At 74.0% G+C, this 26,728-nt stretch carries 23 protein-coding genes; 17 read left to right on the top strand and 6 right to left on the bottom strand.

The window, feature by feature from the left end:
• Nucleotides 1-2: 2 nt before the first annotated feature.
• Both ACF08D_RS18185 and bla read right to left on the bottom strand, forming a co-directional pair.
• Complete coding sequence (locus ACF08D_RS18185; protein WP_392223668.1) at nt 3-794, bottom strand: hypothetical protein; 792 nt, start codon at nt 792-794, stop codon at nt 3-5.
• A 151-nt stretch (nt 795-945) separates the two neighbouring features.
• Nucleotides 946-1,884 (bottom strand): class A beta-lactamase, encoded by a 939-nt coding sequence (bla, locus tag ACF08D_RS18190; protein ID WP_392223670.1) that lies wholly within the window; start codon nt 1,882-1,884, stop codon nt 946-948.
• A gap of 132 nt (nt 1,885-2,016) precedes the next feature.
• Here bla and ACF08D_RS18195 point away from each other — a divergent pair, with 132 nt between their 5' ends.
• The 10 genes from ACF08D_RS18195 to ACF08D_RS18240 all read left to right on the top strand — a co-directional run bounded on the left by ACF08D_RS18195 (nt 2,017) and on the right by ACF08D_RS18240 (nt 17,599).
• Complete coding sequence (locus tag ACF08D_RS18195) at nt 2,017-2,916, top strand: LysR family transcriptional regulator (RefSeq protein ID WP_392223672.1); 900 nt, start codon at nt 2,017-2,019, stop codon at nt 2,914-2,916.
• The gene (locus tag ACF08D_RS18200) at nt 2,913-3,815 is read left to right on the top strand and encodes a serine hydrolase (protein WP_392223674.1); all 903 of its coding nucleotides are present in this window, start codon (nt 2,913-2,915) and stop codon (nt 3,813-3,815) included. Before ACF08D_RS18195 ends, ACF08D_RS18200 begins: the two co-directional genes overlap by 4 nt.
• Before the next feature lie 444 nt (nt 3,816-4,259).
• Nucleotides 4,260-5,798, top strand: coding sequence for an alanine/glycine:cation symporter family protein (locus ACF08D_RS18205; protein ID WP_392223676.1), 1,539 nt, complete (start codon nt 4,260-4,262; stop codon nt 5,796-5,798).
• Nucleotides 5,799-6,097: 299 nt separating this feature from the next.
• Nucleotides 6,098-7,399: a Na+/H+ antiporter NhaA gene (gene nhaA, locus ACF08D_RS18210; protein WP_392223678.1), complete on the top strand. Its 1,302-nt coding sequence runs from the start codon at nt 6,098-6,100 to the stop codon at nt 7,397-7,399.
• Between the two features lie 266 nt (nt 7,400-7,665).
• Complete coding sequence (locus tag ACF08D_RS18215) at nt 7,666-8,190, top strand: hypothetical protein (protein WP_392223680.1); 525 nt, start codon at nt 7,666-7,668, stop codon at nt 8,188-8,190.
• On the top strand, nt 8,187-13,421 hold the full coding sequence (locus ACF08D_RS18220; protein ID WP_392223682.1) for a tetratricopeptide repeat protein: 5,235 nt from the start codon (nt 8,187-8,189) through the stop codon (nt 13,419-13,421). The genes ACF08D_RS18215 and ACF08D_RS18220 overlap by 4 nt, the downstream gene beginning before the upstream one ends.
• 379 nt (nt 13,422-13,800) lie before the next feature.
• Nucleotides 13,801-14,784: a permease gene (locus tag ACF08D_RS18225; RefSeq protein ID WP_392224096.1), complete on the top strand. Its 984-nt coding sequence runs from the start codon at nt 13,801-13,803 to the stop codon at nt 14,782-14,784.
• Nucleotides 14,781-15,569, top strand: a complete 789-nt coding sequence (locus ACF08D_RS18230) for a TIGR03943 family putative permease subunit (protein ID WP_392223684.1) — start codon at nt 14,781-14,783, stop codon at nt 15,567-15,569. Before ACF08D_RS18225 ends, ACF08D_RS18230 begins: the two co-directional genes overlap by 4 nt.
• 129 nt (nt 15,570-15,698) lie before the next feature.
• Nucleotides 15,699-15,869, top strand: a complete 171-nt coding sequence (gene rpmF / locus ACF08D_RS18235) for a 50S ribosomal protein L32 (protein ID WP_392223685.1) — start codon at nt 15,699-15,701, stop codon at nt 15,867-15,869.
• An 80-nt stretch (nt 15,870-15,949) separates the two neighbouring features.
• Nucleotides 15,950-17,599 carry a molybdopterin-dependent oxidoreductase gene (locus ACF08D_RS18240; RefSeq protein WP_392223686.1) on the top strand — a complete coding sequence of 550 codons (1,650 nt, stop codon included), beginning with the start codon at nt 15,950-15,952 and terminating at the stop codon, nt 17,597-17,599.
• A gap of 48 nt (nt 17,600-17,647) precedes the next feature.
• On the opposite strand, the gene ACF08D_RS18245 is transcribed toward ACF08D_RS18240, so the two are convergent.
• Nucleotides 17,648-18,394 carry an anti-sigma factor domain-containing protein gene (locus tag ACF08D_RS18245; protein WP_392223688.1) on the bottom strand — a complete coding sequence of 249 codons (747 nt, stop codon included), beginning with the start codon at nt 18,392-18,394 and terminating at the stop codon, nt 17,648-17,650.
• Nucleotides 18,391-18,975, bottom strand: a complete 585-nt coding sequence (locus ACF08D_RS18250; protein ID WP_392223689.1) for a sigma-70 family RNA polymerase sigma factor — start codon at nt 18,973-18,975, stop codon at nt 18,391-18,393. The genes ACF08D_RS18245 and ACF08D_RS18250 overlap by 4 nt, the downstream gene beginning before the upstream one ends.
• Nucleotides 18,976-19,405: 430 nt before the next feature.
• Between ACF08D_RS18250 and ACF08D_RS18255 the strand changes: the two genes are divergently transcribed.
• The 5 genes from ACF08D_RS18255 (at nt 19,406) to ACF08D_RS18275 (ending at nt 23,218) form a co-directional block, all read left to right on the top strand.
• Nucleotides 19,406-20,080, top strand: coding sequence for a fasciclin domain-containing protein (locus ACF08D_RS18255; RefSeq protein WP_392223690.1), 675 nt, complete (start codon nt 19,406-19,408; stop codon nt 20,078-20,080).
• Between the two features lie 126 nt (nt 20,081-20,206).
• Nucleotides 20,207-20,947: an alpha/beta fold hydrolase gene (locus ACF08D_RS18260; protein WP_392223691.1), complete on the top strand. Its 741-nt coding sequence runs from the start codon at nt 20,207-20,209 to the stop codon at nt 20,945-20,947.
• A 9-nt stretch (nt 20,948-20,956) separates the two neighbouring features.
• On the top strand, nt 20,957-22,042 hold the full coding sequence (locus ACF08D_RS18265) for a DNA glycosylase AlkZ-like family protein (RefSeq protein ID WP_392223692.1): 1,086 nt from the start codon (nt 20,957-20,959) through the stop codon (nt 22,040-22,042).
• Between the two features lie 52 nt (nt 22,043-22,094).
• A complete protein-coding gene (gene arr, locus ACF08D_RS18270; protein ID WP_392223694.1) occupies nt 22,095-22,523 on the top strand; it encodes an NAD(+)--rifampin ADP-ribosyltransferase in 429 nt (142 codons plus the stop codon).
• Between the two features lie 113 nt (nt 22,524-22,636).
• Complete coding sequence (locus tag ACF08D_RS18275; protein ID WP_392223696.1) at nt 22,637-23,218, top strand: snapalysin family zinc-dependent metalloprotease; 582 nt, start codon at nt 22,637-22,639, stop codon at nt 23,216-23,218.
• Nucleotides 23,219-23,294: 76 nt separating this feature from the next.
• On the opposite strand, the gene ACF08D_RS18280 is transcribed toward ACF08D_RS18275, so the two are convergent.
• Nucleotides 23,295-24,494: an alpha/beta hydrolase family protein gene (locus ACF08D_RS18280; protein ID WP_392223697.1), complete on the bottom strand. Its 1,200-nt coding sequence runs from the start codon at nt 24,492-24,494 to the stop codon at nt 23,295-23,297.
• Between the two features lie 480 nt (nt 24,495-24,974).
• On the opposite strand from ACF08D_RS18280, the gene ACF08D_RS18285 reads away from it, so the two are divergent.
• On the top strand, nt 24,975-25,277 hold the full coding sequence (locus tag ACF08D_RS18285; protein WP_392223699.1) for a hypothetical protein: 303 nt from the start codon (nt 24,975-24,977) through the stop codon (nt 25,275-25,277).
• Here ACF08D_RS18285 and ACF08D_RS18290 read toward each other — a convergent pair.
• On the bottom strand, nt 25,267-26,163 hold the full coding sequence (locus ACF08D_RS18290; RefSeq protein WP_392223700.1) for an alpha/beta fold hydrolase: 897 nt from the start codon (nt 26,161-26,163) through the stop codon (nt 25,267-25,269). The two genes, ACF08D_RS18285 and ACF08D_RS18290, sit on opposite strands and share 11 nt — an antisense overlap.
• 123 nt (nt 26,164-26,286) lie before the next feature.
• On the opposite strand from ACF08D_RS18290, the gene ACF08D_RS18295 reads away from it, so the two are divergent.
• Entirely contained in the window at nt 26,287-26,706 is a 420-nt protein-coding gene (locus ACF08D_RS18295; RefSeq protein WP_392224097.1) for a MarR family winged helix-turn-helix transcriptional regulator, read from the top strand.
• Nucleotides 26,707-26,728 lie beyond the last annotated feature (22 nt).

Here is a 26,728-nt window from a genome sequence, read left to right on the forward strand (position 1 = left end):
CCCTACGCGTTCTGAAGCTGGTTCACCAGCTCGTCGGCCAGCTCGTGCACATCGAATTCCTCGTCGGCGAGCAGTTCCATCACCTCGTCGACCGACAGCCCGGCGGCCTGGGCCACCTGGGCGTAGTCGCCGTGGTCGAAGCCCGCCAGGACGTCGGCGATCTCCTGGGCGGCGGCTGCCAGTTCCTCCTGCGTGGCCGGCCGCGCGCCGCCCGCCTCCCAGGCCCCGTACGCCTCCTCCCACGCCGCCCAGGGTGCGGCCGCGTAGTCGGGGCGGTCCTCGGAGCCGGTGAACGCGTAGTACTGCGCCCCGTCGACCGTGCACTGCCACAGGCCGGCGTACCCGTCGACGGGGTGCACCTCGTGCTCCGCCCGGTGCTCAGGGCAGGCGTCCGGGTCGCCGGCGTCGCTCGCCTCCCACTCGGCGTACGCGTGGTCCCAACTCGTCCAGGGCGCACCGGCGTACTCGGGCTGCTCGTCCGAACCGGTGAAGGCGAAGTACGTCTCGCCGCCGACCGCGCACTGCCACATTCCGGCGTAGCCGTCGACGCCGTGGACCTCGACCGTCAGCGGGACGTACGACGAGAACCGCTGGTCCCGCAGTGTCTCGGCCCATTCGAGGACGTCCCGGGACTCGTACGCGGCCGGCCCGGCGATCTTCTCCAGGCGGTCGTCACCGGGCTCGCGCCACCTTTCGTCCTCGAAGAACTCGTCGAGGATTCCGGCCGCGTACTCCAGGTCCGGTTCCGGATTCTCCAGCAGTTCCCTGAGGTATTGCGCCTCTTCGCCCGTCATCGTACTCACCATCGTTTCGGAAAGCCCTCCGTGTGACATCGGCACGCTTTTTCTGCCTGTTCTCATTCTGTGGAGGAGAATGGCGGGCACCAGAGGCAAATGGGCAGTGGGCCATGCCCGTTGGTGCATGGACGGGTTGTCGTCCGCGGCTTTACCGACCGAGTGTCTTCGCGACGACGGATGCCGCATCCGCGATGAGCTTGTTGTCGTAGTCGGCGTCCTCGCTGCCGCGGTTCGACATGATCGCCATGACGATCGGCGCGCGCCCGGGGGGCCAGGCGACGGCGATGTCGTTGCGCACGGCGTAGACGCCGCCTCCGCCGGTCTTGTCGCCGACGACCCAGTCCTTGGGCAGGCCGGCCCGGATGAGTTCGGCTCCGGTGGTGTTGGTGCGGAGCCACTGGGTGAGCAGGGCGCGCTCGTCCTTGCCGAGGGTGTCGCCGAGCACGTACGTCCGCAGGGCGGCGGCGAAGGCGCGGGGGGTGGTGGTGTCCCGGGTGGCGCCGGGTGCCCACTGGTTGAGTTCCGGTTCGATGTGTTCGACCCGGGTGGTGTCGTCCCCGGCCTCGCGGAGGGCGGCGGTCAGGCCCCGGGGGCCGCCGAGCGCGTCGAAGAGGAGGTTGGCGGCGGTGTTGTCGCTGTACCGGACGGCGGCGTCGCACAGTGCCCGGAGGGTCATCCCGGTGGTGACGTGCTTCCCGGTGATCGGCGAATGGTCGATCAGGTCGCTCTTCGCGTAGGTGACCACTCGGTCCAGGCCGCTCAGGGAGTACTTCCGGAGCACCGCGGCGGCGGCGAACGCCTTGATCGTCGAGGCGTAGGCGAAGCGTTCGCCGTCGTTGTGGGTCATCTCCCGTCCGGTGCCGGTGTCGATGGCGTACACCCCGAGCCGGGCGCCGTAGGTGCGCTCCAGCCGTTTCAGTTCGGCGGTGTACGGGGCGGAGCCGGCGGCCGGGGTGGTGGCGGCGCCGGTGGCCCCGGTCGTGGCGGGGGCCGCCGCGGGGGTGTCGTGGCCGCAGGCCGCGAGGGGGACGGTGATGAGCAGGGCCAGGGCGCCGAGGAGGGCGCGCCGGGTGCGGTTGTGCCGCATGCTGAGGACCTCCGGGGTCGCGCGGACGCGCGAGTCGGGTGCGGTGGGGATGAGCCCACTCTTGCGCCGGGGCGGTATGCGGTCCAATACGCTCCTGTGCTGTTCCATGCCGTGTGCGCATAGGCTGCGGGTATGGATCTGACGGCAGCGTGCCGCGCCTTCGTCAGCGTCACCGAGCGCGGCAGCTTCACGGACGGGGCCGCCGCGGCGCGGATGTCCCAGCCGGTGGCGAGCCGCCGGGTGGCGGCGCTGGAGGAGCACTTCGGCGAGCGGCTGCTGACGCGGGCGTCGCGGCAGGTGGTGCTGACGCCGTTCGGCAGGGACGTGCTGCCGGCGGCCCGGCGGCTCGTGGAGGCGGCCGACACACTGCTGCACGAGGCGGAGGCGGCCAGGCGCAAGCCCTGGCGGCTGGCGGTGCCCGGGATCTTCCCCACCGCCGCGCTGGCCCGTCTGGTGGCCGAGGTGCGGGCGTGCGGGGTGGCGCTGGACCTCCGGGTCGCCGCTCCGGCCCGGCGCGAGTCGCTCGTCCACGCCCAGCAGGTGCGTGCCGCGCTGGTCGCGGTGGCGGGCGACGGGGCGAGGTGGTCGGTGCCGCTGGGCCTCGCCGGGGCGGCGGCTCCGGCGAGCCGGCGCGTCCACCTGGACACCCTGCGGGCCGGGCGGGGTGACGCCGGGCCGCTCCGGCGGATCTGGCTCCAGCCGGAGGACGACGTGCCGCACATCCGCGACCCGCTGACCCGGCTGCGGGACGCGACGGGACTGCGGCCGGCCCAGCTGGTCGTGGCGGCCGATCTGACGTCCGCCGCGGCGGAGGTGCTCGGCACGGCGGACCTGCTGGTCTGCTCGGAGGCGCAGGCAGGGGAACTGGGCCTGGTGTGGCGGCCGTTGGGGGACGTGGCGCTCAGCCGGGGCTTCGCCCTCGCCACCGCAGCGGACACGCCCCGGCACGTCGCCGAGGAGCGGCTGGGCGACGCCCTCACCCGCTGTCTCGGGGCCGGCCTGCACGCCCCGGCACCGGGCGGTGCGGGGTGAACGGCGCGGCGCTGCTGCTCGACGTACGCCGGGAGCTGCGCGAGGGCGGGCTGCGCGGCTGCCTGCTGGTGCGCGACCTGCGTACGGGCGAGGAGCTGGGCATTGAGCCGGACGACCAGCTGCCCGCCGCGTCGCTGGTGAAGGTGCCCCTGGCGCTGGTGACGGCGGAGCGCATCCAGCGGGGCGAGCTGGACGGGGCGACACCGCTGGAGGTGCGTCCGGGGCGCGTCACGACGCCCGGCCCCACCGGCCTGAGCCGGTTCCGGCACCCGGCGCGGGTGGCGATCGACGACCTGCTCTATCTGAGCACCAGCGTCAGTGACGGTACGGCCGCCGACGCGCTGTTCGGTCTGACGCCGCCCGCCGAGGTGGCGGCGGCGCTGCACCGGCTGGGGCTGCACGGCATCACGGTCCGGCACGGCATGCGGGAGCTGACCGAGACGCCGGTGGAGCGCTTCCCGGCGGACCAGGCCCATCTCGCGCACGCCCTGGCCATCGAGGGCGGCACCAGCGGACGCGGCCACCGGGTGCCCCAGCTGGACACGACCCGCGCCAACACCGGCAGCGCGCGTGCCTGGGTCGACCTGCTCCAGGCCCTGTGGACCCCGTCGGCGGTGCATCCGGACGCGGCCGCCCTGGTGCGCGGCCTGATGGCCGACAATGTGCTCCGGCACCGCCTGGCGCCCGATTTCAGCTCCGACGCGACCCGGTGGGCGTCCAAGACAGGCAGCCTGCTCAACCTCCGCCACGAGATCGGGGTCGTCGAGCACCACGACGGCCGTGCCTTCGCCGTCGCGGTGCTGACCGAGTCGCTGGTCCCGGCGGGCACCCAGCCGGGCGCGGACATGCTCATGTCCCGGGCGGCCCGGCGGCTCCGGGACCATCTGCGGGAGTTCTGAGCGGCCCACCCGGCCCACCCCAGCCCGGCGGCGGCCCACCCGGCCGGACGGGGGCACCCGGCCCACCCCAGCCCGTCGGCGCCCGGCATCGGGGGCCGGCGGCCGGGATGTAAGGAGCGTCCGGTGATCGGGCCCCTGTGGCCGAATAACGGTCGTGCATCGGTGACTGGCACTTTGGAAAGTCACGCACCGCATTGTGATGTGCGTCACTAAAGAAGGCGTAAAGGTCGTGGTAGAACTACGCAACTCCGCAGGTGGCACCACCCCTCGCCACCCGGCGGAGTGTCGGCACACGTGTCGACCGCACGACCAGGGTGATCACGTTCCGAGTCCGCGGAGCGCCCGCCCCGGGTCGCCGATCGGACAACGGCGTTCGCTCAAAGACCGCACATCTTCCCGGCGCCACCTCCCGTGCGCCGGTCCTGCGCCATCGAGGTAGCCACCGTGTCACTCGACTCCATCACGAAGTCCGTCGACGAAGCCGTCAGCGGATTCTTCGAGCCCATAGCCAGCTGGCTCGTCGACGTCGTCTTCTACTCCGTCCCCGTCGCGGGTACGGAACTGCCGCTCATCGTCGCCTGGCTCGTCGTCGCCGGCCTCGTGTTCACCGCCTGGTTCGGGCTGGTCCAGATACGGAAGTTCAAGCTCGCCCTCGCCGTGGTGCGCGGCAAGTACGACGAGAAGGGGTCGACCGGCGAGGTCAACCACTTCCAGGCCCTGACGGCGGCCGTCTCCGGCACCGTCGGCCTCGGCAACATCGCCGGTGTGGCCGTCGCCGTCTCCATCGGTGGCCCCGGCGCCACGTTCTGGATGATCCTGTGCGGCCTGCTGGGCATGGCCACCAAGTTCGTCGAGGTCACCCTCGGTGTGAAGTACCGCGAGGTGCACGCCGACGGCACCGTCTCCGGCGGCCCGATGCACTACCTGCCCAAGGGCCTGGCCGAGCGCTTCGGCAAGAACGGCAAGACCTTCGGCAAGATCCTCGCGGTCCTCGCCTCCTTCTTCGTGCTGTTCTTCGGCCTCTTCGGCGGCAACCTCTTCCAGGTCAACCAGTCCTACGCGCAGCTGGTCTCCGTCACCGGCGGCGAGGACGGCCTGATGGGCTCCTCCGCGGGCGCGGTGTTCTTCGGCCTGCTGATCGCCGCGCTGGTCGGCATCGTGCTGCTCGGCGGCATCCGCTCGATCGCCAACGTCACCAGCAAGCTCGTCCCGGCCATGGCCGGCATCTACATCGTGGCCTGCCTCATCGTCATCCTGGTCCACATCTCCGCCGTCCCGGCCGCCTTCGTCACCATCATCGAGGGCGCGTTCAACCCGGAGGGTGTCGCCGGCGGTGTCCTGGGCGCGCTGATCATCGGCTTCAAGCGGGCCGCGTTCTCCAACGAGGCCGGTCTGGGCTCCGCCCCGATCGCCCACTCCGCGGTCAAGACCAAGCACCCCGCCAGCGAGGGCCTGGTCGCCCTGCTGGAGCCGTTCATCGACACCGTCATCATCTGCACGATGACCGCGCTGACCATCGTCATCGCCAACCCGGCGAGCTGGGGCGAGGCCCGCGCCGGCGAGTCCATCGGCGGCGTCACCATCACCTCGGACGCCTTCGCCACGGTGCTGCCCTGGTTCCCGTACATCCTCACCGTCGCGGTGATGCTGTTCGCCATCTCCACGGTGCTCACCTGGGGCTACTACTGCCTCAAGGCGTGGACGCACCTGTTCGGCCGCAGCCGGGCCAGCGAGCTGACCTTCAAGGTCCTCTACACGCTCTTCGTGGTCGCCGGTTCGCTGCTCACGCTCCAGACCCTGATCGACATGGCCGACGCGGTGCTGTTCATGCTCGCCGTCATCAACATCATCGGCCTCTACCTCCTCGCCCCGGTCGTCAAGCGCGAGCTGAACTCCTTCCTGGAGTACGTCCGCGCCCGTGACGCCGGTGAGGTCACCGAGGACGGTGACACCGACCAGGAGCCGGTGAAGACCACCGTCTGACCCGCCCCTGCGGCCCGGCTCCTGAGCAGGCCCGTACACACCTCGCGCCGTGGTGTGGACGGGCCTGCCCGCCGTGTCCCAACTCCTCACCCGAGAATGCGTTTTCCCAGTTCAGGCAGGGTCTGGTGCGCTCCCGGGCCACGGGTTAGGGTGTCAACAACGCGTCAAGGACCCGCCGGTGGCGGCTGTGCCGGGCGCGCCGGTGTGCCGGGAAGTCTGGTCGGCGTCCTGGGGGCTCGTGCGCCCCCGGGTCTCTCGGAGCTCTCGTAGCCTCCTCCGTTCCCGGAAGGTCCCTCCCCATGGCTGTCTCCCCGCGCCGTCGTGCCCCGTTCCTCGGGCTCCTCCCGCTCCCCGAGCGCAACGCCGTCGTCCAGGCACTCCGCACGGAGACGGTCGGCGGACTGGTCCTCCTCGCGGCGGCGGTGGTGGCGCTGGTGTGGGTCAACAGCCCCTGGGGCGACACCTACGAGCGCATCCGCGACCTCCATTTCGGTATACCCGCCCTCGGGCTGGACCTCTCGATCGGCCACTGGACCGCCGACGGCCTGCTGACCGTCTTCTTCCTCGTCGCGGGCATCGAGCTGAAGCGCGAGCTGGTCGTGGGCGAGCTGCGCACCCCCGCCACCGCCGCCCTGCCGGTGATCGCCGCCGTCTGCGGCATGGCCGTACCGGCCGCCTTCTACGCCGTCACCGCCGGAGCGGGCGGGGGCAGCCTCCACGGCTGGGCCGTGCCGATGGCCACCGACATCGCGTTCGCCCTCGCCGTCCTCGCGGTCCTCAGCAGCCATCTGCCCGCCGCCCTGCGGGCGTTCCTGCTCACCCTCGCAGTGGTCGACGACCTCGGCGGCATCCTCGTCATCGCCGTCTTCTTCACCAACAACCTCGACTTCGCCGCCCTGGGCGGCGCGTTCGCCGGCCTGGTGCTGTTCTACGTGCTCCAGCGCCGCCGGGTGCGCGGCTGGTGGTGGTACGTCCCGCTGGGCGTCACCATCTGGGCGCTGATGTACCACGGGGGCGTCCACGCCACCGTCGCCGGTGTGGCCATGGGCCTGATCCTGCGCACCACCCGCGACAAGGACGAGGCCGCCTCCCCCGGCGAGCGGACCTCGCACCTGCTGCACCCGTTCTCCGCCGGTGTCGCGGTGCCCCTCTTCGCGCTGTTCGCCTCCGGTGTAGCCGTCGACGCCGCCTCCCTGGGGCAGGTGTTCACCCGGCCCGAACCGCTCGGGGTGGTCCTCGGCCTGGTCGCCGGCAAGACCCTCGGCGTCTTCCTCGGCACGTACCTCGCCGCCCGCTTCACCCGCGCGAAGCTCAACCCCGACCTGGCGTGGGCCGACGTCCTCGCCCTCTCGGTCCTGGCCGGGATCGGCTTCACGGTCGCGCTGCTCATCGGCGAACTGGCCTTCCCCGACCCGGCCGCGGCGGAGCGGGTCAAGGCCGCCGTCCTCGTCGGCTCCCTGATCGCCGCCGCCCTGGCCGCCCTCCTCGTCAAGCGCCGCAACGACGTGTACCGGCGCCTGTACGAGGAGGAGAACCGCGACGACGACCACGACGGCATCCCCGACATCTACCAGCGCCCGGCCCCCGCGGACGCCCCCTGACTCCTCGCCCCCGGGCCTACTCGGTGTACGCCGTCCCGCGCAGCAGCCGGTGGTCCGACAGGCCCGGCTCGGTGGCGCCGACGCCGCGCAGCGGTGCGCACCGGGTCGCGGCGTCGGCGGCCCGGCTCCCCGCTCCCGGCTGTGGTGACGGGCCCTCACGGAGGTGGTGCGCGTGCGTACTTGTGGGGAACGCGACCGTCCGGGGCGGTGCGATGGCACACTTGTGCTGTCGGAGTGAGGCTGTGCCTCGTGAGGGGGAGATCGTCGTGGATCCTGCCGTCGCGGCTGTCGCCGCCACCGCCGCCACCACGCTCGTCGGCGCGATGACGACGGACGCGTGGGCACACAGCAAGCGGGGGTTCGCGCGCCTGATCGGGCTCGGCCGGGCCGGCGACGGTACGGGCGACGACGGTACGAGCGCGGCCGAGGCGGAGCTGGAGCAGGCACGGGAGACGGTCCTCGCCGCCTACGAGCGGGGTGACGAGGCCGCCCTGGGCGCGGCGCACGACGACTGGGCGGCCCGGCTGGGAGCGGCTCTGGAGGCGAGCGCCGGCCGGTCGGCCGAGTGCGAGGGCCTGCTGCGCGAGCTGATGGCCGGCCGTCCCGGGGCCGAGGGCGAGATCCGGGCCCTCGGGGCGGCGCTGCGCGGCGCGGGCACCGGCGGCTTCTACACCCAGATAAATCAGAACGGCGGCGCGGGCGCCCAGGGGCCCGGAGCCAGTGTGACCGTGACCAACCACCACTACGCGCCCGGTGGTTCGCCCGCCCGGCCGCCGCTCCCCGAGTCTTGAGCGAGCCGCGTTACGAGCAGCGCGTCTCGGCCGGCGCGGTGGCGGCCCAGGGGCCGTACGCCTCCGCGACCGTCAACCATTACTACGGGACGCGGCTGCCCACGATCGGCGCGTTACCGCACCCGGCGGCCCCGGACACCGCGTGGCTGCTGGCCCAGCCCAGCCGCCTCCTCGACGCGCGCAGCCAGGTCGTGCCCTTCGTCGGCCGGGAGGCCGAGCTGGAGCGGCTGCGGCGGTGGCGGGACGCGCGGGACGCACGCCTGTCGGTCCTGCTGCTGCACGCCCCGGGCGGCCAGGGCAAGACCCGGCTGGCCCTGGAGTTCGCGGAGCGGTCCCGGGACCCGGACCTGCCGGCGGCCGAGCGCTGGCAGGTCCTGCACGCGAACCTCGGAGCCCCGGGGCCGCCGGCCGGCGCGGACGACGGGGGTGCCGTGGAAGGGGGCCCGCCGGCCGGGGAGGCCGGTGAGGCCGGTGTGCTGCTGGTCGTCGACTACGCCGACCGCTGGGCGTACAGCGAGCTGGAACGCCTGCTGTCCGAACCGGTCCTGCACCAGCGGCGGCCCACCCGGGTCCTCCTGATCGGCCGCACCGTCCGCTGGTTCGCGTCCCTGCGCGCCGACCTCGCCGAGCGGGGCGCCGCCGCCGGGGACCTGCTCCTGCCGTCCCTGGCCGCCGACCGGGTCCGCATGTTCACCGCCGCCCGGGACCGCTTCGCGGCGAGCGACCTGTACGCCCTGCCGGACCCCGGGGCCGTCGCCCCGCCCGGGTCGCTCGGCCGGGACGACTTCGGGCTGACGCTGACCCTGCACATGGCCGCCCTGGTGTCCGTGGACGCCCACGCGCGCGGCGAGCGGCCGTCCCCGATGGAGCCGCACGACCTGTCGGCGTACCTCCTGGACCGCGAATACCGGGCATGGCAGCGACTGTTCGACGCCGGCGGGCAGGGCCTCGACTACCGGACCCGGCCCTCGGTGATGGCCAGGACGGTCTTCACGGCCGTCCTCACCGGCGCCGTCAGCCAGGACACCGGCACGCGGGTGCTGCGCTCGCTGGACCTGCCGGGCCACCCGCAGGAGCTGCTCCTCGACCACCGGTTCTGCTACCCGCCCGCCGACCGGGCGCTGGTGCTGGAGCCGCTCGGCCCGGACCGGCTGGCCGAGGACTTCCTGGGGCTGCTCACGCCGGGGCACGCCGTCAGCTCGTACGACCCCGACCCGTGGGCGGGCGGTGTCCCGGCCGTCCTGCTGGGCGGCGAGCGGGGGGCCGAGCTGGCCGCGCGGACGGTGACGTTCCTGGCGTCGGCCGCCCAGCGCTGGCCGCACGTCGGGGAACGGGTGCTCCACCCCCTGCTGTGCGCCGCGCCCGAGGTGGCGCTCGCCGCCGGCAGCCCGGCACTGACCGCGCTCGCCGCCCTGGCCGGCCGGGGCGGCGAAAGCGGCGGTGGCGGTGGGGGCGCCGGTGGCGCCGGTGGCGGTGGGACCGCCGCGAAAGGGGGCATCCCTCCGTCGCTGCTCGCGGCGCTCGAAGCCGTCGAGGCGCGGCTCCCCACCGGCCGCCACATGGACCTCGACGGCGGCATCCTCGCCGTCGTGGAGGTGCTCACCGCCCACCGGCTGGCCTCGACGACCGATCTGGGCCGACGCGCCTGGCTGTACGGGACGCTGGCGTGGCGCCGGGCCGGCGCGGGCCGCCGGGACCAGGCGGTCGCGCCCGCCGAGGAGGCCGTACGCCTGCATCGCGAGCTGGCCGGAAAGGACCCCCGGAACCTGCCGCACCTGGCGAACTCCCTGAGCGCGCTGGGGGACCGGCTGTCGGCGGCCGGCCGCTGGGAGGAGGCCCTGTTCGTGGCCGAGGAGTCGGTGGCGATCAGCCGCCGGCTGGCCGAGGCCGACCCCGCCGCCCACGAGGACCGGCTCGCGGAGTCACTGACCGGCCTCGGCAACCGGCTGTCGCGCCACGGGCGGACCGAGGAGGCCCTCGCCGTCACGAGCGAGGCCGTCGGGCTCTGCCGGCGGCTGGCCGGCTCCAACCCGGTGCACCTGCCCGAACTCGCCGGGCTGCTCAACAACCTGGCGCTGCGGCTGGCCGACGCGGGCCGCGCCGAGGAGGGCCTGGCCGCCGCCGAGGAGGCGGTGGGCCTCTACCGGCGGCTGGCCGAGGCCGACCCCGACGCCGAGCGGCACCACTTCGCGATGGCGCTCGCCAATCTGGGGGGCGCCCTGCGCGCGGTGGGCCGCGCCGAGGAGGGCCTGGAGATGACCGAGGTGGCCACCGACCTCTACCGGCAGCTGGCCGCCGCCACCCCCGCCGCCCACCAGCCCGATCTGACGGCGGCGCTCGTCAACCTCGGGATCTTCCTCGCGGACCTGGGCCGCCGGCAGGAGGCTCTCGCCCCGATGGAGGAGGCGGTGGCGATCCAGCGGCAGCTGGCCGAGCAGGACTTCGCCGCCCACTGCCTCGATCTGGCCAAGGTCCTCAACGACCTGGGCACCCAGCTTCTCGCGCTGGGCCACGAGGAGCGCGCCCTCGCGGTCACCCGGGAGGCCGACGAGCTGTACCGGCGGCTGTCGGCCGCTCACCCCACCGTCGAGTTTCCCGGGCAGGCCGAGGCCCGCGACCGGCTGGCACGACCGCCGGGCGCGGTCCGGGAGAAGGCGCTGGCCGCCACCCGGGAGGCGAACGGGCTGTACCGGCGGCTGGACGAGGCGTCCTCGCCCGCCGAACTGACCGACCTGGCCCTGTCGCTGGGCAGGGTCGCGCAGGACCTCGCCGGCCTCGGCCGCTACGAGGAGGCGGTCACCGCAGCCGTGCGGGCGGCGGACGCCCACATCGGGAACAGTGACCGGCGCCGTGCGGCCGAGTTGCTCCTCGACGCGGGACACGCCCTGTTCGGCATCGGGCGCACCGAGGAGGCCGCCGTCCTGTTCGGCCGGTCGGCCGAGGAGTTCCGCCGTACCGGGGACCGGCATCTGGAGAGTGCCGCACTGGTCAATCTCGGCCCCGCCCTGGCGGACTCGGGCCGCGCCGACGAGGCCGTCGCCGCCTGCGAGCGGGCGGTGGAGCTGTTCCAGCACGCCAGGGAGCGGCTGTTCGCGATCGCCTCGCTCAACAACCTCGCCCACGCGCTGACGGCCGCGGAGCGGTTCGACGAGGCCGCGGAGATCAGCCGGCGGGCCGCCGCCCTCTGCGGCGATCCCGGCGGCGCCGTACAGGACGACGGTGACGCCCCTGCCCCGGGAGGCCGCCAGGACGGTGCCTCCCTCCACAACCTCGGCAACGCGCTCCTCGGTCAGGGGCGGTACGAGGAGTCCATCGCCCCCAGCCGGGAGGCGGCGGCCGCCTACCGGGAGGCGGGCAAGCCGCACCGCGAGGCGGACTCCCTCTGCAACCTCGGCGACGCCCTGTCCCGGACGGACCGGTTCGACGAGGCGATCAGCGCGTACGAACGCTCGGCGGCGCTCTTCTCGGAGACCGGCGACCGGGCCAAGGAGGCCCGGGTGCTCGGCCGGCTCGGCGCCACCCTGCTGCGCGCCGGGCGCTTCGAGGAGGCCGTCACCACCACCCGGGGGGCCGCCGCCGTCTCCCGCGAGCTGGGCGACCGGGCGGAGGAGGCCCGGGCGCTGATCCACCTGGGCGGCGCGTGCACCGAGACCGAACGGTACGCGGAGGCCGCCACCGCCGGCGGCAAGGCCGCCGCCCTGCTGCGCGAGAGCGGTGAACCGGAGCGCGAGGCCCACGCGCTGGCCATTCGCGGCACGGCCCTGACCCGGGCGGGCCGGCACGAGGAGGCGGTCACCGCCTGCGAGCAGGCCGTCGCGCGCTACCGCGAGGCGGGCAACCACGAGCGTGAGCGCGCGGTGCTGCACACCCTCGGCATCACCCTGTGCCAGCTGCACCGCACGGAGGAGTCGATCGCCGCGTACCGGCGGGAGCTGCGGGTCTGCCGGGAGACCGGCGCCCGCGACGGTGAACTGGCGCCCCTGCGCGCCCTGTCGCTGCTGCTGGAGTACGAGGGCCGGTACGCGGACGCCGTGCCGGTCTGCGAGCAGGGCGCCGCCCTCTGCCGGGAGGCCGGCGACCGGGGTGGCGAGGGGGAGCTGCTCAACCGTCTCGGTTCCGTTCTGCTGGAGCTGGGCCGCGTCGAACAGTCGGCCGCCGCCCGTGAGGGGGCCGTCGCCGCGTACCGGGCGGCCGGTGACGCGGCCGGTGAGGGGACGGCGTCCGGCGAACTGAGCGCCGTGCTGCTGCGGTTGAAACGGTACGGAGAGGCGGTCGCGGCCGGCCGGTACGCGGTGGAGCTGTTCCGGCGGGCCGGCGACCGCCCCCGGGAGGCGTACGCCCTCATCCTTGTCGGCCGGGGCCTGACCGGTCAGGGGAAGCCGGGGGAGGCCGTCGGCCCGTGCACGGAGGCCGCCGGGCTGTTCCGCGCGGTCGGTGACGGGCCGGGCGAGGCCGAGGCACTGCGCCACCTGTCCGCCGCGCTCTCCGACTCGGGCCGGGAGGCGGAGGCCGCCACCGTGCTGCGGCGGGCCGCCGGCCGCTCGCGCGAGGCGGGTGACGCCCTGGGCGAGGGCCTCGCCCTGTACCGGCAGGGCGAAACGCTGCTGCAGGAGGAGCGGTTCGCGGAGGCCGTCGACACGTGTCGGCGCGCCGCCGCCCTCTTCAAGGAAGTGGACAACCCCGACCTGGAGGGGTCGGCGCTCCTCAACCTGGCCCGCGCCCTGCGCTCCCTGGGCCGGGACGAGGAGGCAGTCTCCGTCTACCGGCGGGCCGCCACCGTCTTCCCCCGCACCGACGACCGGGAGCGGGAGTCCCAGCTCCACTTCCACCTGGGTGCTCTGCTGGAGCGGCTGGACCGTCCCGCCGAGGCCGTCCCGGCCTACCGCCGCGCGGCCGACCTGTTCCGCGCCCGCCGGAACCTCACGTACGAGGGCCAGGCGCTGTTCCGGCTGGGCTTCCTCACCTCGAAGCTCCGCCAGAACGAGGAGGCCCTTCCGGCGTTCCGGCGCTACCTGGACGTCTGCCGGGAGACCGGGGACACCGAGGGCGAGGGCTCGGCGCTGCTCGTCCTCGGCGGGCTCCTCGTCGACATGGGCCGGTACGGGGAGGCGGTCACGGTCAACGAGCGGGCGGCCGACCACCTCCGCCGGACCGGCCGCCCCGAGTCGGCGGACCTGGCACTGAGCCACCGGCAGAAGGCGCTACGGGCCCTGGGCAGGGGCGGCGAGTAGCGCGGTGCAGCGGCCCGGGGGGCGTACCGCCGGAGTCCTGTGCACGCGCGCGTGGAGAGCGGCCCGGGGGGCGTACCGCCGGGGCCTGTACACGCGCGCGGCGAGAGGGGCCCCGGGGGCGAGGGGCCCCGGGGGCGAGGGGCCCCGGGGGCGAGGGGCCCCGGGGGCGAGGGGCTCCGGGGGCGTACCGCCGGGGTCCGTGCGGGCGCCGGGACCGCCTCCTCTAGCCTTGCCTCTTCGCAGGGGTGGGACGGGGTGTGCGGTGAGGGACACGGTGACCGGGGAGAGGGAACCGGCCGGGCTGGTGCGTGCGGTGCTGCGCGGCGCGACCGTGCTGGTCGTCGGCGGGCTGCTGCTGGTGCCGCTGGGCGTGGTCGCCATGGTGGTGGGGCCTGACCTGCTGTTCCGGGCCGACAGCCCGGCCTTCCGCGCCTGGCGGACGGTGTTCGTGGCCGTCACGGTGCAGGCGCTGCCCTTCCTGGTGTTCGGGACGCTGGTCTCGGCGGCCATCAGCACCTTCGTGCCGGCGTCCCTGTTCCGCCGGGTGCTGCCGCGCCGTCCGGTGCTCGCGGTGCCCGTCGCCGGGGCCGCCGGGGTGGTGCTGCCCGGCTGCGAGTGCGCCTCGGTGCCGGTGGCCGGCAGCCTCATGCGGCGCGGGGTGGCCCCGGCGGCGGCGCTCGCGTTCCTGCTGTCCGCGCCGGCGGTGAACCCGATCGTCCTGGTGGCGACCGCCGTCGCCTTCCCCGGCAGCCCCGAGATGGTGGTGGCGCGGCTGGTCGCGTCGCTCGCGGTGTCCATGGCGATGGGCTGGCTGTGGATCGGGCTGGGCAGGCCCGAGTGGCTGCGTCTGCCCGGGACGGGAGGCGTGCCCGGGGCCGGGTCAGGGGCCGGTTCCGGTCCCGGTTCCGGTTCCGTTCCCGGTTCCGGTTCCGGTTCCGGGGAGCGGGACGCGGGTGGCCGCTCCCCCTCGGCCCGGTTCCAGGACGCGCTGCGGCACGACTTCCTGCACGCGGGCGGGTTCCTGGTCGTGGGGGCGATGGCGGCCGCGACGTTCAACGTGCTGGTGCCGCAGTCCGTGCTGGACGCGGTCTCCGGATCGCCCTGGCTCTCCGTCCTGGCGCTCGCCGCCCTGGCCGTGGTGCTCGCCGTCTGCTCGGAGGCGGACGCCTTCGTCGCCGCGTCCCTGACGGGCTTCTCCCCTACGGCGAGGCTGGCGTTCATGGTGGTGGGGCCGATGGTGGACGTGAAACTGGTCGCGCTCCAGGCGGGGACCTTCGGCCGGGCCTTCGCGGTGCGGTTCGCCTCCGCGACCTTCGTCGTGGCGGTGCTCGCCAGTGTCCTCGTGGGGTGGTGGCTGCTGTGACCCGCCGGTTCCAGATCGCGCTCCTCGTCCTCCTGGGCGCCGCCGTGCTCCGGGTGTCGCTCCTCAGCGAGCTGTATCTGCGGTACGTGAAGGCCGGGCTGCGCCTGCCGCTGATCGCCACGGGGGTGCTGCTGCTGGCGCTGGGGGTCGCGGCGGCGGTACGCGAGGCCCGGGCGCACCTGCGGGACCGGCCGGCGGACCAGGCGACGGACGCTCCGGAGCGGGCGCACGGGAGCGGGGGCGACGACGGGCACGGGCACAGCCACGCCCACGGGCCCCGGGTGGCCTGGCTGCTGTACGTACCGGCGGTGATGCTGCTGCTCTTCGCGCCGCCCGCGCTCGGCTCGTACACGGCCGCGCGGGACGAGATGGTGGCCGGTCCGCGCACGGGGACCTTCCCGCCGCTGCCGGAGGGCGATCCGCTGCCGCTTGCCGTACGGGACTTCAGCGCCCGTGCCGTCCACGACACCGGGCGGTCGCTGGACGGCAGGACCGTGCGCCTGACCGGTTTCGTCACACCGGGCGAGGACGGCGGCTGGTACCTGAGCCGCCTGCTGATCGCGTGCTGCGCGGCCGACGCGGGGGTGCTGAAGGTGAGGGTCCACGGCGCCGGGGCGCCCCCGGCCGACGCCTGGGTGACGGTGACCGGCGTCTGGCGCCCGGCCGGCCGGCCCGGTGCCGACGACGCCCGCCCGGAACTGGACGCGACCGGGGTGGAGAGGGCCGCCCAGCCCAAGGACCCCTACGCGGACACCCCACCGGCCGCGCGGGCGGAAGCGGGCTGAACGCGGGCGGAGGAGGCGGGGAGCGGCCCGGAGCCGCCCGTGCCACCCGAGCCGAACCCCCCAAGGTTAATGGGATTCATTTTCATGTAGCCTGGAGTCCGCTCCCCCGCTCCTCAGAAAGGACCCGTCATGGCTGTGCCCAAGCGCAAGATGTCCCGCTCCAACACCCGTCACCGGCGCGCCCAGTGGAAGGCCACCACCCCGCAGCTGGTGCCCCTGACGGTGGACGGCACCGTTCACCTCGTACCGCAGCGGCTGCTCAAGGCGTACGAGCGCGGGCTGCTGCACCCGGAGGACTGAGCCCCGCGGGGACCGTCCCCTCCGGGCGAAACGGCCCCGCCCCGGCCAATCCGCCCGCCGCCCGGCTCCGAACGGGGTGTGTGACCTCCACCGAAAAGCCCTGGTTCCGCCGGCTGCTCGCCGCTCTGAGCGGACTGCTCGCCGGCTACGCGGCGCTGGCCGTCGCCGAACTCGCCGCCCACGCCGTACGCCCGGAGGCCGGCCCGGTCACGGCGGTGGGCGGGGCGGCCATCGACCGTACCCCGGCGCCGGTGAAGGACTGGGCGATCCGGACCTTCGGCGAGAGCGACAAACTGGTCCTCCAGGCGGGCATCCTCGTCGTCCTGGCCACGCTGGCGGCGGGCCTCGGACTGCTGGCCCTGCGCCACCGGCGCGCCGCCGCGGCCGGGGCGCTGCTGCTGGGTCCGGTGGGGGCCGTCGCGGCCGTCACCCGCCCCGACTCCGGCTCCCTCGCCGACGGACTGCCCTCCCTGCTGGGCGGGTTCGCCGGAGCGGCGGTGCTGTACTGGCTGTCCGGCCGCCTCACCCGGCCCGCGCCGGGGTCCTCGCAGGGACCCGAGCCAGGGTCCTCGGAGGGGTCCATGGAGGGGCCCGAGCCCGGGTCCTCGGAGGGGTCCATGGAGGGGCCCTCGGAGGTGGGCTGGGACCGGCGGGGGTTCCTGATCGGCGCGAGCGCCGCCGCCGTGGCGTCCACCGGGGCGGGCGTCGCGGGCCAGACGCTGAGCGGGGCACGCGCGCGTGACGCCGTGTCGTCCCGGGCGGCGCTCGTCCTCCCCCGGCCCGACTCGCCCGCCGCACCGGTGCCCCGGGGCGCGCAGGTGCGGGTCGCCGGGGTCAGCCCGTTCCTCACGCCCACCGAGGACTTCTACCGGGTCGACACCGCTCTGGTCGTCCCCCGTGTGGACGCCGGCCGGTGGCGGCTGCGCGTCCACGGCCGGGGCGTGCGCAGCCCGTTGACGCTCACCTTCCGGGACCTGCTCGACAGGGAGCTGGTCGAGCGGGACATCACCCTCGCGTGCGTCTCCAACGAGGTCGGCGGCCCCTATGTCGGCAACGCCCGCTGGACCGGCGTACGCCTGGCCTCGGTACTGGCCGAGGCCGGGGTGCGGCCGCCGTCGAAGGGCGGCCCCGCCGATCAGCTGGTGGCCCGGTCCGTGGACGGCATGACGCTGGGCACCCCTGTCGAGGCGGTGATGGACGGGCGCGACGCCCTGCTGGCCGTCGGCATGAACGGTGAGCCGCTGCCCTTCGAGCACGGCTTCCCCGTCCGTATGGTGGTGCCCGGCCTGTACGGCTACGTCTCGGCCTGCAAGTGGATCGAGGACATCGAGCTCACCACGTTCGACGCGTACGACCCGTACTGGGTGGCCCGCGACTGGGCCCGTGAGGCACCGGTGAAGACCCAGTCCCGGATCGACACCCCCAAGCCCTTCGCGCGCCCCGCCGCCGGGACGGTGATGGTCGCCGGTGTCGCCTGGGCGCAGCACCGCGGGATCGACCGGGTCGAGCTGCGCGTCGACGACGGTCCCTGGCGGGAGGCCGACCTCGCCGCCGAGGACAGCGCCGACACCTGGCGGCAGTGGTCGTACCCGTGGAGGGCCACGCCCGGCAGCCACACGCTGACCGTGCGCGCCACCGACCGTACGGGCGCGATCCAGCCCGAGGAGCGCACCCGGACGATCCCCGACGGGGCGGCCGGGTGGCACTCGGTGGTGGTGACGGTGGGGTGAGCCCCCGGTCTCCCGCCGTGAGAACCCCTGACCCCCTGAACCCCTGGTTCAGGCGGGCAGGGTCATCAGCATCAGCGGGGCGCCGGTGGGCTGCGGGGACCCTCCGGCGGGTTCCACGGTGACCCCCATCCCGGTGGCGCCGTCCACCGCGCCGTCCATCACCAGGCCGCCGTCCCCGCGGGTGAGGCCGGCGGGCCTCATCGTGCCGCCGCGGTCGTCGAACCACAGCTGATAGGTCTTGCCGGCGGGCAGTTCGGGCAGGCCGGAGGAGAGGAACACGGCGCTGTCCTCCGCCCGGGAGACCACGACGGCGACCCTGGCCCCACCCTCGGTGCCCGTCACCGTCCGGGCGTCGGGGGCGGACAGCACCCGCGACATGTCGGCCGTCCGCTGCTCCGCCCGCTGGGCGCGCTGTTCGGCGCGCCGGACGTCCTCGTGCTGCCACACCACCACTCCCCCGAACGCCGCCGTGGCCGCCACGCACGCGGCGAGCACCAGGCGCGGCAGCCGCCCCCGGAACGCCGGACCGGACCGGCCCGCACCACTGCCGGGCGCGACGTGCGGCGGGAGTTGCCGGACGGTGGTGATCTCCGCCAGTACCCGTTCCCGCAGCGCGGCCGGTGGTACGGCGGCCGCGGCGGCGCCCAGCCGGGCGGCGGTGGCCGACAGCTCGCGCACCTCGCGCGCGCACTCGGCGCAGTCGGTCATGTGCCGCTCGAACACGGCGCGTTCGTGGTCCGGCAGCGCATCGAGCGCGTACGCCCCGGAGGGGGCGTGGAGGTGTTCCCCGTTCACGTGTTCACTCCCATGCAGTCCCGCAGCCGGATCAGCCCGTCACGCATCCGCGTCTTGACCGTGCCGAGGGGCGTCGACAGCGAGGCGGCGACCTCCCGGTAGGTGTATCCCTGGTAGTACGCGAGCATCACGGCCTGCCGTTGCAGTTCGGTGAGCGACCGCAGGCACCGCCGTACCTGTTCGCTCTCCAGCCGTACGGCCACCTCCTCGCTGACCTGGTCGTAGGCCGGGGTGTGGTCCCGGCGGGCGCTGCGCCGGTCGCGCTCGCCGGCCGCCTGCTCCGACCGGACGCGGTCCACGGCCCGGCGGTGGGTCATGGTCATCACCCAGGTCGTCACGCTCCCCTGCTCGGGGCGGTAGCGGGCGGCGTGCCGCCACACCTCCACCATGACCTCCTGCGCCACCTCCTCCGACTGCGCCGGGTCCCTGAGGATCTTCAGCACCAGCCCGTAGACCGGGCCGGCGAGCGCGTCGTACAGCGACGCGAAGGCGTCCCGGTCCCCCTCGGCCACCCGCGCGACCACCTCCGCGAGGTCGGGCTCGACGGACGGTGAGCCACCGATACGAGCGATCTCCCTCACCGGGCACCCACCCGGCGGGCGGGGCCCGTGGCACCGATCACGGGTTGCCGTTCGTCCACTGGCGAGCCTTTCCCTTGTCGTCCCGGAAGCGGGCGGCGGCCGCCCGTGCTTCCGCCTCGCTCCCTATTCGGAGCCGGGCCCCCGCGCGGATGGGTGCGGGAGCGGACTTTCGGCGCGGACCAATCCGGTGCGGCGAGCCCTCCGAATGAGGCGTGTGAGGACGGCGGAAGGACTCGCTCACCCGCTCCCGGGCCGGCGCGTCCGCCCGCCGTCCTCCCCGAACCGAACCGACCCGAACCGACCCGAACCGAACCGACCCGAACCGACCCGAACGGGCCGGGCCGGGCCGACCCGACCGACCCGACCGGATCCGATCCGACCGGGCCGGTGCCCACCTCGTACCGGTGACCTTCACAAGGAGACGAACTCCATGCTCACGATCCGTTCCCGTCACGCCCTCGCCGCCGTCACGGCCGCCGTCGCCCTGCCGCTGGCCCTCACGGCCTGCGGAATGAACGACTCCGGCGCGAACGACTCGGCCGCGGACGGCCCCTCGGCCGGCGCCGCGTCCACCCCGGGCGGGGCCGGGGAGAACACTCCGGGCGGCGCCGGGGAGAAGGCGGCGGCCGACGGCCCGTTCGGCCCGGCGTGCGCTTCCGTGCCGAAGGACGGCGCGGGCAGCTTCGACGGCATGGCCAAGGACCCCGTGGCCACCGCCGCGTCCAACAACCCGGCGCTGTCGACCCTGGTCACCGCGGTGAAGAAGGCCGGGCTCGTGGACACCCTCAACAACGCCCAGAACATCACGGTCTTCGCGCCCACCAACGACGCGTTCGCCAAGATCCCGAAGGCCGAGCTGGACAAGGTCCTCAATGACAAGGCCACACTGACCAAGGTCCTCACCTACCACGTGGTGGGCCAGAAGCTCACTCCGCAGCAGCTGGAGAACGGTTCGTTCGAGACGCTGGAGAAGGGCACCGTGACCACGTCCGGATCGGGTGAGGCGTACAAGGTCAACGGCACCGCGAACGTGGTGTGCGGCAATGTGCCCACGGCCAACGCCACCGTCTACATCGTGGACTCCGTGCTGATGCCCCCGATGTGACGGGACGAGCGTGGCCTGACGACGCCCCGGGAACGGTCGCTGTTCCCGGGGCGTTCTCCCGGTGTACCCACTCCTTCCGGGGCCGGCGGGAGGTGGCCGATGTCCGGGGACAGTGCCTGTCGCTCCGTGTCGTACGCGCGCGTCCGCGCGGGCGCCGGGGCGGCCGTGACGGACGGCGGCGCCCCGACCGCCGCGCCCACCGTGACCGTGGCGTACGAGCGGTGCGGCGCCGGTGAACCGCTGGTGCTGCTGCACGGCCTGGGGGACGACCGCCGGGTGTGGGACGGCGTGGTTCCGCTGCTGCCCGGCCGGGAGACGATCGCCCTGGACCTGCCCGGCTTCGGGGACTCCCCGCCGCTGGACCCGGCGGTGCCGTGGGACCTGGACACGGCGGTGGCGTGGCTGGGCGTGCTGTTCGCCGGTTTGCGCGTGGAGCGGCCGCATGTGGCGGGCCACTCGCTGGGCGGGCTGATCGCGCTGTGCCTGGGCCGGGCCGGACTGGCGCGTACGGTGACGGCGCTGGCTCCGGCGGGCTTCTGGACGGCCGCCGAGCGGAGGTACGCGTACGCCGTGCTCGCCCTGTCCCGGCAGGGCGCGGGTGCCAGGGCGGCCCTGCGGGCCGGGCGGGCGCCGGGGCCGGCCGGCGGCGGGGACGTGCCGGGTGTGCCGGTGACCGTCGCCTGGGGCAGCCGCGACCCGCTCCTGCCGCCCTGGCAGGCGAAGCGGGCCGGGGCGGCGATCCCGGGGGCGCGGCTGGTGGCCCTGCCGCGCTGCGGCCATGTGCCGATGGTGGACGACCCGGCACTGGTGGCGCGGGTCCTGCGGGAGGCGACGGGTTCCCCGCCGGGTGGTGTGCCGCGTGGGTAGGGTGCGGTCGTGAGCAGCGCGCAGCGTTCCGAGGTGAGCCGTGACCGGGTGCTGGCGTACCGGGTGGCGGCGCACGGTTTCGACCGCTCGTCCCCGGCGCCGGACGTCCTGGCCCTGGGGGTGCGGGACACGCCGTACGGATCGGCCCGCCAGGCGCTCGCCGCCCGGGGCGCGTCGCCCGACGGGCTGCGGCTGGTCTGGTCGTTGCGCGGGGCGCCGCATCTGCACCGGTCCGGGGACCTCCCGGCGCTGGCGGCGGCCCTGTGGCCGGTGGACGACGCGGACGCGACGGCGCGCATCGACACGGCGGTGATCAAGGAGGGGGCGCGGCTGGGTGTCGCGGCGTTCCGGGTCACGGCCGGGGCGCTGCGCGCGGTGGTCGGCGGGCCGATGGCGAAGGGCGAGGTGAGTACGGCGGTCAGCGCGGCGGTGCCGGAGTCGCTGACGTACTGGTGCGAGCCGTGCGGGGCCCGGCACATCTCGGGGCTGCTGTTCCAGCAGGCGGGGCTCTTCGGCGCGGTGGGCGTCGTACCGGAGGGGCGCGGGACGGTGCTCGCTCCGCTCCCGGAGCGTTTCCCGGTGCCCGACGGGGCGTCGGGGACGGACGAGTTGGTGCGCGCCTTTCTGCGGTTCCTGGGTCCGGCGACGCCCGCGGAGGTGGCCGCCCATCTCGGTACCCGGCCGGCCGCGGTCCGGTCCGTGTGGCCCGGGGACCTGGCGGAGGTGTGGGTGGAGGGCAGGCGGGCGTGGCTGCCGGCCGACGCCCGGGACGCGCTGGTGTCGGCCGTGGACCCCGGGCTGGTACGGCTGCTGCCGCCCGGCGACCCTTTCCTCCAGGCCCGCGACCGGGCGCTGGTGGTGCCGGACAGGGGCCGGGCGAAGGAGGTGTGGCGGCCGGTCGGCGGGCCGGGCGCCCTGCTGGCGGGTACGGAGATCGCCGGCACGTGGCGGGCCAGGGCGGCGGGCCGGCGGCTGGACGTGACGGTGACACCGTTCGGGCCGCTGTCCGCGGCGGTGCGCGAGCGGCTGGACGCGGAGGCCGCGGTGGTGGCGGCGGCTCGCGGTGCGACGGACGTGAGGCTGCGGGTCGGGTGAGGGGGCCGGCGTGGTTCCCTGGTACCCGCAGCCCACGCCGAAGGAGCAGCCCATGACCAGCGCCCCGATCCCCTTCCAGGTGTACGAGGAGGGGACGTTGCTGCACGGTACGAAGGCGGACCTGGTGCCGGGGGACCTGCTGACCCCCGGTCACGCGTCCAATTTCGAGGAGGGCCGCACCTCCCGCCACATCTACGTCTCCGAGACCCTGGACGCCGCCGCCTGGGGTGCCGAACTCGCGGCCAGTGACGGGCCGGGGCGCATCTATGTGGTCGAGCCGACCGGGGAGCTGGAGGACGACCCGAACGTCACGGACAAGAAGTTCCCGGGTAATCCCACCCGTTCGTACCGCACGCGCGAGCCGGTGCGCGTCGTGTCGGAGCTGGAGGGCTGGACGGGGCACTCCCCCGAGCAGATCGAGGCGATGCTCGGCGGCCTGGCCGACCTCCGGCGCCGGGGGATCGCCACCATCATCGACTGACGCGGAGGGGCTGCTGCGGAGCGGCCCCGGGCGGTATCGTGCACCTTGGCATGCTCACGTCACTCTCACTCCCGGTCCCCCAGGGCCGGGCCCCCACAGGTGAAAGGACAGCGATGGTGCACTACCTACGGCTGGGAATAGCCGGTACCGCGGCAGCGGTGCTCCTAACGGCGGTACCGGCGGCGAACGCCGCGTCCGCACCCGAACCCACCACGACGAAACGCGCTTCGGCGGTCGTCACACTCCGCTATGACGACAGCCGGGCGGGCGGCTGGGAAGCGGCCGTCACGGCCGGAGTCGCCGCGTGGAACAACAACGTGGACAACGTCAAGCTGGTGAAGGCCGCTCCCGGCACCCGGGCCGAGATCCAGATCGTGGCCACCACGGGCTGGCCGCAGGCCACCCTCGGCCCGGTCCGCCCGGGCGGACGCGGCGTCGTCCAACTCGGCAGCCAGGCGGTCGCCCAGGGGTACGACAAGACACGGATCACCGCCCATGAACTCGGCCACAACCTGGGCCTGCCCGACACCAAGCCGGGCCCCTGCTCCCAGCTGATGTCGGGCTCCAGCGCCGGCACCTCCTGCCGGAACGCCCTCCCCAACGCGACCGAACAGGCCCGGGTCGAGTCCGCGTACGCCACCGCGACCGCGCCCCGCACCCCGGCCGACGGCCGCGTCCTGGTGGACGCCCCGTAACACCGACGGCAACAACGGGGCCTGGCCGCACACCCCTTGGCGGCGGCCAGGCCCTTCAATGGGGCACCTCGTTCCCCTACCCTTCGTGGTGGTTGAACCGCACCTCCGGGTTGTCCGCCGTGGGACCGTCCAGGAGCGGCTGGGGCCGCATGCGCAGATGCAGGTCGAAGAAGGCACCGGTGTACGCGCGCACCACGCCGACCGCCCGCGCGGGCGTGATCGTGGGCTGCGCGTCGCCGGGATAGGGCACGTGCAGCTGGTCGAACAGGACCGGCACGTCCGAGAAGGTGAAGTGGTGCGCTCCCGTCACGGCGAGCCACCGTTTCCACCCGTCGAGGTTCCGCCACGCGGCGTCCCAGGTCACGTCCTCGCCGCCCGGCTGGTGGGCGGCGTCACCCGTGCCGAACATCATGAACGGCTTCCCATCGAGCCCCCGTTCCGGTACGGGGTCCCCGAAGGCACCGTCCATGTTGACGCCTGCCCGGACCCGGTCGTCGTTCGCCATGACCGAGGCGGCCGCGGCACCGCCCAGCGAGTGGCCGGCTGCCCCGATGCGCTGCCGGTCGATGATGCCGGCGTGCCGCCAGGCCGGGCGCGGACCGGTCAGCCGGTCGAGGACGAACGACAGGTCCTGTCCCCGGTTGACGGTCGCCCTGCGCATGTCCTCCGCCGTCTCGGCCTTCCGGCACGCTGTGCAGGTGAGCACGCGGCCGCCGGGGAACACCGTCCCCGACGACTCGTAGGCGTGGTCCACGGTGGCGACCACGTAGCCGCGGCTCGCCAAGTCCTCCGCGAGGGTGGTCAGCGTGAACCGGGGCGCCCCGAAACCGGGTGAGAGCAATACCAGAGGGTGCTTCCCAGGGCGGGGACGGGCGTGGACGGTGCTGTGGGGACGCGTTGCCGCCAGCGCCTCCACCACCGACGCGTCCCGCACCCCGACCTCCGCGAGGAGCAGCTCCGCCTCGCGCCGGTCCGCGTAGCGAGAGGGCGCGCCCTTCGAGGAACGCGCGGGATAGTACACGTCCACCATCAACTCGCGCCGCCGCTCCGGCACCCAGAGGTCCCGCCGCGAGGGGTCCACGAGGTGGAGCGTCGACCGGCCCACGTCCGCCCGGCCCGTGGGCTCGGGCAGTACCACTCCGGTAGTTGCGGGAACGGCCGCGGCGACAGCGGCGGATGCCGGACCAGCCGGAACCTGCGCCTGCGCCGCCGGAACGGCCAGGGCCAGGGCGACGACCGCGACGGCCGCCGGACGCAGTATGCGTAACGTCTTCATGGACACCGACAGTAGAAGCGCACGGCCCGCCCGGCATCGCCCCCAGGTCTGGCGCGCAGTACGACCAGAGGTGGATCTTCCCTACCCCCACCCTCGACCGAACGGCCCCAACCTCGCTCATTCAGAGGCCAGCTGCACAGGCTGAGCATCCGCCCTGCCGTAGCCGAGCACCTGGGCAAGGACCTCGCAGAACCGCGCGACGCCTCGCCAGGCGCGCCTCGATGACGACCTCGAGCTCGCCCTCGTCCGATCGAAAACTCACCCTTCAGAACGGCTCCGGTGAAGCAACCGTCAGGATCAAACTCCGTGCTGGCGGCACGAGCAATGAAGCGGTACGTCATGAGGTGGTTCTGTCAACGCGGCGGACCGGGCCAGGTCTGCGTGGAGCAAGTACATGCTTCTCCACGCCACCAGAATCGAATATAGACCGGACTCCGAGCCCGGCATGACCGACGGCTGAGCAGGTGGCAGGATGCCTGCGTGATCGAGTACACGATCAGTCTGGTGAGCGGCGACGACTGGCCCGCCCTGCCACGAGGTACGTACGTATCCGTGTTGCAACCCCAGTCCCTCTCCTGCGAGCGCGCAGACGGCGACGGCGACCACTGCTTCCGTACGGGCGCCACGCTGGTCTGCGCCTCCTGGGAGCTCGCCGGCACGTGGTACGTCTGTATTGAGGGAGCGCCGTCATTCGCCGCCGCGGACCCGATCGTCGCGCAGATGGCGCACCAGCTCGGCCAGGCGGCGGGACAGCCGGCCGGCTACCACCGGATCAGCGGCTAGGTCGTGTGTCGGAAGTGCTCTTGGCCGAGCCAAGGAAGCTGGCGAGGCTACGGTTCGCCTCGGGCGGGATGGCGTGCGGAAGCGCGTGATGGGACACATCCGGCAGCACGGTCGTTGCGACGCGTGGCAACAGCGCCTCGGCGCGGGCGGCCACCTTGGAGGGGTCATGGGTCCTGCTGCTTCCGGCGAGGAGCAACAGGACCGGCAGGTCCAAGCTGCGCAGAGCGTTCGGTGCCGGGCGCGGCCCGGTTACGGGTCGAAGAGAGGGGAAACCGGCGGCCGCCTCTTGGAGGGCGAGCCAGTCGGGATCGAGGGCGGAGCCTTGGGTCTCCCACTCCAGGAAGGCTCGGACCCGGCGGGGCGTGTTCCGCAGCAGCATGGGCAGTGCGTTCAGCAGGTAGGCCGGGCTGAACCCGGCGAAGCACTGGGTCGGGTCCAGAAGGGCCAGGCGGCGTATCCGGTCGGGCGCGCGCATAGTGTGATGCAGCGCGATCCAGGCGCCGTACGAGTGTCCGCCCAGGTCGGTCTCGGCCACTCCGAGGCCGTCGAGGAGCGCGTCCAGCCAGGCCGACAGGTCGGCGACCGTACGGGGGCGGCGGTCGCCGTGGGGAGTGCTGCGTCCGGGGGCGCCGATCAAGTCGACGGCGAACACCCGGTGAGTGCGTGACAGTTCGACGGCCTGCGCGTACCAGGACGCGGAGGTTGCGCCCCCTCCGCCGGGCAGCAGGACGAGTGAGGGCCTGTCGGCCGGGCCGCATATGTTGACGTGTGTCGTACCGAAGGGCGTGGGAACGGTCGCCGTCTCGCGAGCGGCAGGCCACTTGGTCATGACCTTGTCGTAGGCCATGAGGAAGATGTCGGCGTCGTACGTATCGCGAGCGTTCATGAACGGCGACTCCTCTATTATCTCGCTCAGCAAGATACTTATTGGGCGAGATGATAGTGGAGGTGGTCCGTGGCCGATCAGGAGGGCGAGGAACTCGTCGAACGAGCTGAGCAAGGGCCCGAGATGGAGATCGTCCACCTGCTGCGCGCGGTGGCCGTCGACCTGGGCCGTCACAGCACTCGGTTCGCACAGCGCAACGGCATGCACCCCACCGACGTGCGTGCGCTGATCGCCCTGATGGACGCCGCCCGCGCCGGCGAGGAGACCACAGCAGGGCACTTGGGCACCGCTCTCGGGCTCAACTCGGCAGGAACCACAGCACTGGTCGACCGCCTGGAACAGGCCGGGCATGTGCGGCGAGTGCGCAATGCGCGGGACCGCCGCAAGGTCACCATCGAAGTGGATGAGCGGGCGGTCGCCCTCGGCTGGTCCCACTTCGGACCGCTCATCGATCGGGCGGTGGACTTGCTGCGGGGATACGACGAGCGGGAACTGGCCGCGATCAAGGGCTTTCTGACTGGAATGCAGAAGACAGCGGTCTAGGGTGTATTTCAAATATGCTGGT

The sequence above is a fragment of the Streptomyces sp. NPDC015131 genome, from assembly GCF_043079975.1.
GTDB lineage: Bacteria > Actinomycetota > Actinomycetes > Streptomycetales > Streptomycetaceae > Streptomyces.